This window comes from Streptomyces sp. NPDC049970 (assembly GCF_040660235.1).
GTDB lineage: Bacteria > Actinomycetota > Actinomycetes > Streptomycetales > Streptomycetaceae > Streptomyces.
This window is the reverse complement of the sequence record NZ_JBFALP010000012.1, coordinates 186,560-194,888: the sequence shown is the minus strand read 5'-3', so window position 1 is coordinate 194,888 and position 8,329 is coordinate 186,560. Positions and strand designations below refer to the sequence as shown.

Here is an 8,329-nt window from a genome sequence, read left to right as displayed (position 1 = left end):
CGCGTCCCAGGCACCGCGTGCCTCCGCGGCCTGGGCGTACACCTGGGCGGTGGCGAAGGCGATCTCGCGGGCGTAGACCAGCAGCGCCTCGCGCAGCACGGCCTCGTCCCCCGGCGCCGCCACCTCGTCGATGGCGGACTCCATCACCTCGATGGTGGTGCGCACCATCTCCACGGTCTGGCGCAGGGTGATCGCGCGGGTCAGCTCGCGCGGCGCCGTGCCGAACACGTCGGTGGAGATGGCCTGGGGCGCGTCCGGATGCCGGAACCACTCGGTGAAGGCGGCGATACCGGCCTGGGCCACCAGCCCGATCCACGAACGGTTCTCCGGGGGCATGGCCCGGTACCACGGCAGCGTCTCGTCCATCCGTGCGATGGCCTGGGCGGCCAGTGAGCCGGAGGACTTCTCCAGTCGTTTCAGGGTCGCGGCGTGCGGATGGAGGCCGTGCGCTGAGGGGTCGGGGGTACGGGATTCGGGTTCGGGCACGGGGACAAGACTGCCTTATCCGGACTCCCGTGCGTGCCGCCGGGTCGGTGCTGGGCGTCCCGAGCAGGCATTACGGTGGTCGGCGTGACGATCGACGTACGACGCGCCACGGAGCGCTACCAGGGCGGCGACGCCGCCGCGGGGATCACCACCCGGCACGCCTTCTCCTTCGGCCCGCACTACGACCCGGACAACGTCCGCTTCGGCGCGCTGATCGCCTGCAACGAGGAGCACCTGGCCGCCGGCGCCGGATTCGACGAGCACCCGCACCGCCACACCGAGATCGTCACCTGGGTCGTCGAGGGCGAACTGACCCACCGCGACTCCGCCGGGCACGAGACGGTGCTCCGCCCCGGAGACCTCCAGCACCTCAGCGCGGCCGGAGGTGTCCGGCACGTCGAACGCAACGACGCCTCCGGGCCGCTGACCTTCGTCCAGATGTGGCTGACCCCGCGGGAGTCCGGCGGCGAGCCGTCCTACGAGGTGGTCCGCGCCCTGCCGGACGCCGCCCCGTACCCGGTTCGGCGGGCCGGCGCGGTGCTCCAGGTGCGTCGGCTCGCGCCCGACGGGCGTGCCGTGCTGCCGTCCGCCCCGTACGTGTACGTCCATGTGGTGCGCGGCCGCGTCCTGCTGGACGCCACGCACCTGGACCCGGGCGACGCGGCCCGGATCACGGGCGTGGACGAGCCCCTCCGGGCCGTGGCGCTGACGGAGGCGGAGCTGCTGGTGTGGCAGATGGAGGGGGAACCCGTCCTCGGCTGACCGCTCAGGCGCCGCGCAGCTCGGCCAGGACCGCGTCGGTGAAGGGCGGCCACGCCTCGATCGCCCACGGCCCGAAGGCACGGTCGGTCAGCGCCACGCAGGCCGCGCCCGCGTCCGGGTCGACCCACAGGAACGTGCCGGACTGACCGAAGTGGCCGACGGTGCGCGGCGAGGAGGAAGCGCCCGTCCAGTGCGGGGACTTGGTGCCGCGGATCTCGAAGCCGAGGCCCCAGTCGTTGGGGTTCTGGTGGCCGTAGCCGGGCAGCACGCCCTTGGTCCCCGGGTACTGGACCGTCATCGCCTCGGCGACCGTGCGCGGGTCGAGCAGGCGGGGCGCCTGCAGCTCGGCCGCGAAGCGCAGCAGGTCGTCCACCGTGGAGACGCCGTCCTTGGCGGGGGAGCCCTCCAGGGTGGTCCGTGTCATGCCCAGCGGCTCCAGCACGGCCTGGCGCAGATACTCGGCGAAGGGGATGTCGGTCGCCTTCGCCACGTGGTCGCCGAGCTGCTCGAACCCGGCGTTGGAGTACAGACGCCGCTCACCGGGTGCGGCCATGACCCGGTGCTCGTCGAACGCCAGGCCCGCGGTGTGGGCGAGCAGATGGCGGACCGTGGCGCCGGGCGGACCGGCCGGCTCGTCCAGCTCGATCGCGCCCTCCTCGAAGGCCACGAGCACCGCGTAGGCGGCCAGCGGCTTGGTGACCGAGGCCAGCGGGAACCGCTGCCCGGCCGGGCCGTGGGTGCCGGCGATGGTGCCGTCCGCGCGGACCACGCCCGCGGCGGCCGTGGAAACCGGCCAGTTCTCGATCGACGCCAGGCTCTTCAACGACATGGGGCCGAGCCTATGCGCCGGGCGACGTCAGCCGCATGGAGGGGGTCGTCTTGCGCACGAAACCCAGCGAGGCGTACAGCGGCTCGGCCTCGGCGGACGCGCTGAGGTCGACCTGCGGCATGTCCCGGCGGCGGAACCAGTCCAGCAGCGCCTCCACGCAGGCGCGGGCGTACCCGCGGCGCCGGGCGTCCGGGTCGGTCGCGACGCTGAAGACGTGGCCGACCCGCCCGTGCGGGTTCTCCGCCCGTCCGATGCGGTACTCGATCGTCCCGGCCGCCAGGGAGGCCAGCGCCCCGGGCCGGCCGGGGTGGTCCACGACGAACGCCGCGAAGTCGCCGTCCGGTTCGGCGAGCCGGCCCTTGAGCGTGGGCAGGGACAGGGCCTGCCAGTCGGTGGAGGGGGCGGCGCCCTCCATCGAATCGATCATCACCTGGCGCAGCCGCAGCACTTCCTCCGCGTCGGCCACGCCGGCCCGTCTCACGAGAGTCATGCCGGGCACGGTAGCCATCCGCGCGCGCCCGCGGCATGTGTTGTCCCGGCACCGGCGGGCCCGGGGCAGGTGTGCGGGCCTGTGGGGCCACCGCCGGGGTGCGCGGTGCGGCGAGCCGGGGCACGGAGCCCCGGGCTCACAGCTCCGCGAGCAGTTCCGCCTTCTTCGCGCTGTACTCGGCGTCCGTCACCAGGCCCGCCTGGTGCAGGTCCCCGAGGTGGCGTATCCGCTCGGCGATGTCCGCCGGGTCGCGGCGCCCACCCACCGGGACGGGCGCCGTCGCCACCGGCACCGACTGCGTCCGGCGGACCGACTCCAGGACCGCCGCGGCGAACGGCAGCGACTCGTGGACCGGCCCGTACCCCAGGCCGAAGACCACCGAGGCGGGGTCCTCGTCCGGCTGGGCCCGGCCGGCAGGCGGCTGCCCCGCGCCGGGCACCGGCTCCGTTCCGGGGCCGCTCGCTTCGGCTTCCGTGACGGTGCCCCGTGGCACCAGCCGCAGATAGCCCTCGAAGGCCTCCGGCGAACGCCACTCGATCCCGCCCAGGTCCGCCACGGGGAACGTCTGGTCGCCCGCCTTCCACTTGGCGCTCGACGCACCGGTCCAGAACCACCGGAAGGAGACCAGGGCCCCGTCGAAGCCTGCCCGGCCGTCGTACGCCTTGAAGTGCATCGGCGCCTCGGGAGCCGTCACCATGAAGCGCTCGGCGGGCAGCGACGCCTCCGGCCCGAGCACGGCGCGCAGCTCGTCGGCGTAGTACTCGGCGAGCGTCTCGCGCTCGGCGGGCAGCACCAGGCGGTAGGGGTCGCACCCCTCCTTGAGCTGCCCGGCCGCCGCCTCCAGCAATGGATCGGCACCTGGTCTCGGCACCGCGCGCAGGACCACCGTGCCCCGCTTGCCCGGGGTCAGCGCCACCGACGACAACGCCGCGTACGGAACGCGGCGTTCACTCAGGCTCTGGAAGAGCCTCGGCGTGCGGATTCCCCGTTCGAAGCGGATGAGCACGGCGTCGGTGTCGAACTCCCAGGTGGCATGAATTCCGGCCAGCACATCACCCATGTGCCTCATCGTATGTGGCACGGCCCCGCACGTCCCCCCTCGGTACCGGCGAAATCGGGCAGGCCGTTCGCCTTCTCTACGCGCGTCCGACGTCCTTCTACGCGCGTCGGTCCTCCGGATCCCCGGAGATCTCGCGGTGGCACGCCAGATCGGTGTTCGCGCAACTGACCGAGTCGTACGCGCCCACGCCGATCGCGGCGAAGTTGTCGAGACTCTCCGTACCCGGCTCGAAGTAACCGCTGTGTCCGACCGCGCCGCTCGCCGACACGATCCGCGCCCCGAAGTCCGGCTCGACCGGGTCGGCGCCGTGGCCGAGCCCGCCGACCGCCATGTTCGGCACGTCCGCGATCCAGTCGTCGCTGTCCCGCATCGCCCACACCCTGGCGCGGGTGTGCAGCGCGTCCGCGCTGTCCGCCCGCATCCCCGGGCTGCCCGCGACCGCGATGTCGGACACCCTGGACGGCAGCTCGTGGGCTGCCACTCCGCACAGCACGGAGCCGTAGCTGTGGCAGAACAGCGAGACGTCGGATCTGCCGGGCAGTGCCCCCACCAGCGCTTCGAGGCGCTTCGCGCCCTCTTCGGCGAGTCCGCCCAGCGCCGCGTCCATGCCGATACCGGCGGGAGCGGTGTAGTCGGCCCACGCGATGACAGCCGTACGGGAACCGGGGCGCGCCGCGTGCTCCGCGTCGTAGAGCGACCGCGCCATCCCGACGGGCGCCGCGTTCCTCTTGAGGCCGGTGCGCTCCAGAGTCAGCAGACTGGTGTCCACCCCGGGTACGACGACGGAGATCCGGTCGGCCCGGTCGAGATCGCCGAAGACCTCGGCGGCCCGGCCCCGCCCCGACGGGTCGAAGGCGAGGATCTGCCGGTCGCCCGCGAGGAGCGAGCGGAAGCGTTCGAGCCGTCGTACGGACTGCTCCAGTCCGTCCGGTGAGAGTCCCACGTCCTTCGCCCGCCGCTGTTCCGCCGTTTCGGCCTGCACCAGCGCGTGCCGGTTCGCCCGGTAGCGCAGGGCGACCGGCGCGCCGTCCAGATTGCCCACGACGAGCGGGTACTTGTCGGCGAGGGCGACCTGCTGGCCTGCGGTGAGCGTGGCGAAGAAGTGGCCCAGCCGGTAGGCGGGGGCTCCGACGTCCGGCAGCGCGTGACCGGCTATGCGGTCCTTCGCCCAGGAGGCGAGCGCGATCTCGCGCGGCGCGGCTGAGTGCTGATGACGCACGGCGGTCCAGCCGGTGGTCGCCAGCATCACGAACACGACCGCGATGGCGAGCAGAGCGCGCCATGCGGTGAGCGTGGGGGACGAGTCGAAGGAAGTCACTGCGCCCCACCCTAGGAGACGGTTACGCGAGCCCGTCGCAGGGGTGATGCGGATCACTCCAGCGCGGGGAATTGATCACTCCATTCTCACGCTCCGTGCGCACCGGCCCCACACTCCGACGCGTCGCAGGCCCGCCTGATGCCCGAAATGTCGCGCTGGGTCGAGGTGTTGTGAGTTCGGCCATTCCGCGACGGTGAGGTGTGTGGCACATCTGTGCGGTCCGGATAAGCGTGTCGCTATGCGGCGCGCCACTTCTCCGAGAGTGCAGGTCCGAGCGCGTCCAGGTGGAGTTCGGCCAGTTCCCTGAGCGATTCCACGCCCGCGTCCTGTCTGTCGCTCCACAGCTGTCCGGTCAGCCGCATCACCCCGGAGAACGCCGCGACGGCCACCAGCGGGCGGGGATCGGTCTCGGGCGCGATTCCCTCACGCTCCGCGATCAGCAGAGCGGCCTGCCGCTCCAGGCCGACGCTCCGCCGCATGTGGGCCGCGAGCAGTGCGGGGGTCGATTCGATCATGCGGTAGGTGCGGATCCGGAGTTCGACGGTGGCGTCGTTTCCGGCCGACTCCGCGATGCTGCTCCAGGCGTTCAGGAACGATCGGCGCATAGCCTCGAAAGGGGTCTCCGCGGCGGGCCGTTGACGCAACTCGGCGAGGAAGCGTGCCTCGATCGCGTCCTGGACGGCGAAGGCGGCGGCCTCCTTGCCGGCGAAGTAGCGGAAGAAGGTGCGCTGGGAGACCTCGACGGCGTCGGTGATCTCGTCGATGGTGGTCCGCTCGTATCCCTGGGTGGTGAAGAGCGTGAGTGCGGCGTGCAGCAGGGCCTCGCGGGTGCGCTGCTTCTTGCGCTCGCGCAAGCCGGACGGGGCCTCTGGCGAGGGACCCCCGGATGTCTGCCCGCCTGCCACGTGCTGGACCCCTTTCCGCCGCTTCGCCCCGATCAGCCTATCTGTGAGCTACCTGACAGTTACCTTCCGGTGAATTGCTTCGTCAACTGTCAGTCGCTGACATAATCTCCTGCCCATGACTAGTCAGACCACTGTCGAGAAGGCACCGCGGGAGCCTGAAGACACACTCGTTCCCGCACCGACGAAAGGGCTGCGCGGCCACCCCTGGCTGACGCTCTTCGCCGTCGCCATCGGCGTGATGATGGTGGCGCTGGACGGCACGATCGTCGCGATCGCCAACCCCGCCATCCAGCAGGACCTCGGCGCCTCGCTCGCCGACGTCCAGTGGATCACCAACGGTTACATGCTCGCTCTCGCGGTCTCCCTGATCACCGCGGGAAAGCTCGGTGACCGCTTCGGCCACCGCCAGACGTTCCTGATAGGGATCGCCGGGTTCGCCGCGGCCTCGGCGGCCATCGGCCTCTCCGGCAGCGTGTCCCTGGTGATCCTCTTCCGGGTGCTGCAAGGCCTGTTCGGCGCACTGCTGATGCCCGCGGCGCTCGGTCTGCTGCGCGCAACCTTCCCGGCCGAGAAGCTGAACATGGCGATCGGCATCTGGGGCATGGTGATCGGCGCCTCGACCGCGGGCGGCCCCATCCTCGGCGGCGTACTCGTGGAGCACGTCAGCTGGCAGTCCGTGTTCTTCATCAACGTGCCCGTCGGTGTGATCGCGCTGCTCTTCGGTCTCGTGATCCTTCGCGACCACCGCGCGGCCAACGCGCCGAGGTCCTTCGACATCGGCGGCATCGTGCTGCTCTCCCAGGCGATGTTCTGCCTGATCTGGTCGCTGATCAAGGGCTCCGAATGGGGCTGGGGCGACCCGAGGACGCTCGGCTTCCTGGGTGCCGCGCTCGTCCTGTTCGTCGTGTTCGCGCTCTCCCAGAAGAACGTCCGCGAACCCCTCATCCCGCTGGCCATGTTCCGCTCCGTGCCGCTCTCCGCCGGTGTGGTCCTGATGGTGCTGATGGCGTTCGCCTTCATGGGCGGCCTGTTCTTCGTCACCTTCTACCTCCAGAACGTCCACGGCATGAGCCCGGTCGACAGCGGTCTGCACCTGCTGCCGCTGACCGGGATGATGATCGTCGGCTCGCCGCTGGCCGGCGCCGCCATCACCCGGTTCGGCCCGCGCGTGCCGCTGGTCGGGGGGATGGTGTCCGTCGCCGTCGCCATGTTCGGCATGTCGCAGCTGACCGTCGGCACCGGCACCCTGACCATGTCGCTCTGGTTCGCGATGCTCGGCTTCGGCCTCGCGCCGGTCATGGTCGGTGCCACCGAGGTCATCGTCGGCAACGCCCCGATGGAGCTCTCCGGCGTCGCCGGGGGACTCCAGCAGGCGGCCATGCAGGTCGGCGGCAGTCTCGGTACGGCGGTCCTGGGTGCCGTCATGGCCGCCCAGGTCGACGCGAAGCTCGGCGACAACTGGGATGCGGCGGGCCTCCCGCCCGTCGACGACGCCCAGCTGGACCAGGCTTCGTCCGCCATCAAGGTCGGCATGCCGCCTGTCGCCCCGGGCACCCCGCCGGAGATCGCGGCGAAGATATCGGACGTCGCCCATGACACGTTCGTGTCGGGTATGAGTTCCGCCTTCATGGTCGCCGGCATCGTCGCCGTGGTCGCGGCCCTGGTCGCCACGCTCACCAAGCGCGGCGCGAACGCCGAGGCCGGCGCGGGCGCGGCCCACATCTGACCCGTCCCCGGGCCCCGGCCCGGCCCGGCCGGACCCGCACCCCCAGGCGTCAACACGGCGCATCCCGCAGCCCCGCCGGACTGTTCCGGCGGGGCTGTCGCCTATCAGGGTGGTCCACTGCCAGGCCCCTTCCCCGCCCGAGGTCCCGCAGGTCAGAGTGCGGACATGGCGAGCCGTCCGGTTCGCTCGACCACGGGGGAGATCCACCATGCGCAAGACCGTTCTCGCCGCCGCCCTGGCGGCCACCGCACTCGTCCCGGCCACGGCCCCGGCCTCCGGCGCCGCGCCCGCCGTCCACCACGGGTCCACCGGGCCGGGGCACTCCCGCAGCGCCCCGCACACCGCGCCCACCGGCCTCGCGCCGTGCGGTGCGGGACAGCTCTGCCTCTGGGCCGCGCCCGACTTCTCGGGAGCCGCGCAGGTCCACGAACTGTCCACCGTCGACATCGAGAGCTGTGTCCCGCTCCCGGTCGGCCGGACCGCCCAGGCGCTCGTCAACCGAACCGGGCGCCCCGTCACCACCTACCAGTCGGCCGAGTGCGCGGAGACCGGCGAGTTCGAGACGTACCCGGGCGGCGGCACCTGGGTGCCCCGGTCGCCGTACACGGTGAGGGCCTTCAAGATCTGGGAGAGCTGAGGGCACGGCGGGCGGACGAACCGCCGACGGCCCGTCCGCGTCCGCCCGCCGACGCACTCGGGGAACGCCGGAGGGCGCCGGGAACGCCGGAGGGCGGCGGGGTCGTGAAACCCCGC

General features: G+C 72.1%; 8 protein-coding genes and 1 pseudogene. 3 read left to right on the top strand and 6 right to left on the bottom strand.

The annotated features are described in order from the left end of the window. Positions 1-486: pseudogene (locus AB0I83_RS21855) on the bottom strand (PucR family transcriptional regulator); the annotation flags it as partial. 90 nt (positions 487-576) lie between these two features. Between AB0I83_RS21855 and AB0I83_RS21850 the strand changes: the two are divergent. Beyond that, on the top strand, positions 577-1,248 hold the full coding sequence (locus AB0I83_RS21850; RefSeq protein WP_125497615.1) for a pirin family protein: 672 nt from the start codon (positions 577-579) through the stop codon (positions 1,246-1,248). A 4-nt stretch (positions 1,249-1,252) separates the two neighbouring features. On the opposite strand, the gene AB0I83_RS21845 is transcribed toward AB0I83_RS21850, so the two are convergent. From AB0I83_RS21845 to AB0I83_RS21825, 5 genes are all read right to left on the bottom strand, one after another. Then, a complete protein-coding gene (locus AB0I83_RS21845) occupies positions 1,253-2,077 on the bottom strand; it encodes a serine hydrolase domain-containing protein (protein WP_168131080.1) in 825 nt (274 codons plus the stop codon). A gap of 10 nt (positions 2,078-2,087) precedes the next feature. Beyond that, positions 2,088-2,567: a GNAT family N-acetyltransferase gene (locus AB0I83_RS21840; protein WP_356847015.1), complete on the bottom strand. Its 480-nt coding sequence runs from the start codon at positions 2,565-2,567 to the stop codon at positions 2,088-2,090. A 136-nt stretch (positions 2,568-2,703) separates the two neighbouring features. Further along, entirely contained in the window at positions 2,704-3,627 is a 924-nt protein-coding gene (locus tag AB0I83_RS21835) for a DUF4429 domain-containing protein (RefSeq protein WP_363305804.1), read from the bottom strand. 97 nt (positions 3,628-3,724) lie between these two features. Then, the gene (locus AB0I83_RS21830) at positions 3,725-4,945 is read right to left on the bottom strand and encodes an alpha/beta hydrolase (RefSeq protein ID WP_363305803.1); all 1,221 of its coding nucleotides are present in this window, start codon (positions 4,943-4,945) and stop codon (positions 3,725-3,727) included. A gap of 236 nt (positions 4,946-5,181) precedes the next feature. Beyond that, the gene (locus AB0I83_RS21825; RefSeq protein ID WP_356533328.1) at positions 5,182-5,799 is read right to left on the bottom strand and encodes a TetR family transcriptional regulator; all 618 of its coding nucleotides are present in this window, start codon (positions 5,797-5,799) and stop codon (positions 5,182-5,184) included. 166 nt (positions 5,800-5,965) lie between these two features. Here AB0I83_RS21825 and AB0I83_RS21820 point away from each other — a divergent pair, with 166 nt between their 5' ends. Continuing rightward, on the top strand, positions 5,966-7,576 hold the full coding sequence (locus tag AB0I83_RS21820) for an MFS transporter (RefSeq protein ID WP_363305802.1): 1,611 nt from the start codon (positions 5,966-5,968) through the stop codon (positions 7,574-7,576). Between the two features lie 208 nt (positions 7,577-7,784). Next, positions 7,785-8,213 carry a peptidase inhibitor family I36 protein gene (locus AB0I83_RS21815; protein ID WP_363305801.1) on the top strand — a complete coding sequence of 143 codons (429 nt, stop codon included), beginning with the start codon at positions 7,785-7,787 and terminating at the stop codon, positions 8,211-8,213. The last annotated feature ends 116 nt before the right edge of the window (positions 8,214-8,329 follow it).

What these genes read in the sequence shown, in the direction of transcription:
- AB0I83_RS21845 (WP_168131080.1), bottom strand. Translation starts at nt 2,077, where the DNA reads ATGTCGTTGAAGAGCCTGGCGTCGATCGAGAACTGGCCGGTTTCCACG.
- AB0I83_RS21840 (WP_356847015.1), bottom strand. Translation starts at nt 2,567, where the DNA reads ATGACTCTCGTGAGACGGGCCGGCGTGGCCGACGCGGAGGAAGTGCTG.
- AB0I83_RS21835 (WP_363305804.1), bottom strand. Translation starts at nt 3,627, where the DNA reads ATGGGTGATGTGCTGGCCGGAATTCATGCCACCTGGGAGTTCGACACC.
- AB0I83_RS21820 (WP_363305802.1), top strand. Translation starts at nt 5,966, where the DNA reads ATGACTAGTCAGACCACTGTCGAGAAGGCACCGCGGGAGCCTGAAGAC.
- AB0I83_RS21815 (WP_363305801.1), top strand. Translation starts at nt 7,785, where the DNA reads ATGCGCAAGACCGTTCTCGCCGCCGCCCTGGCGGCCACCGCACTCGTC.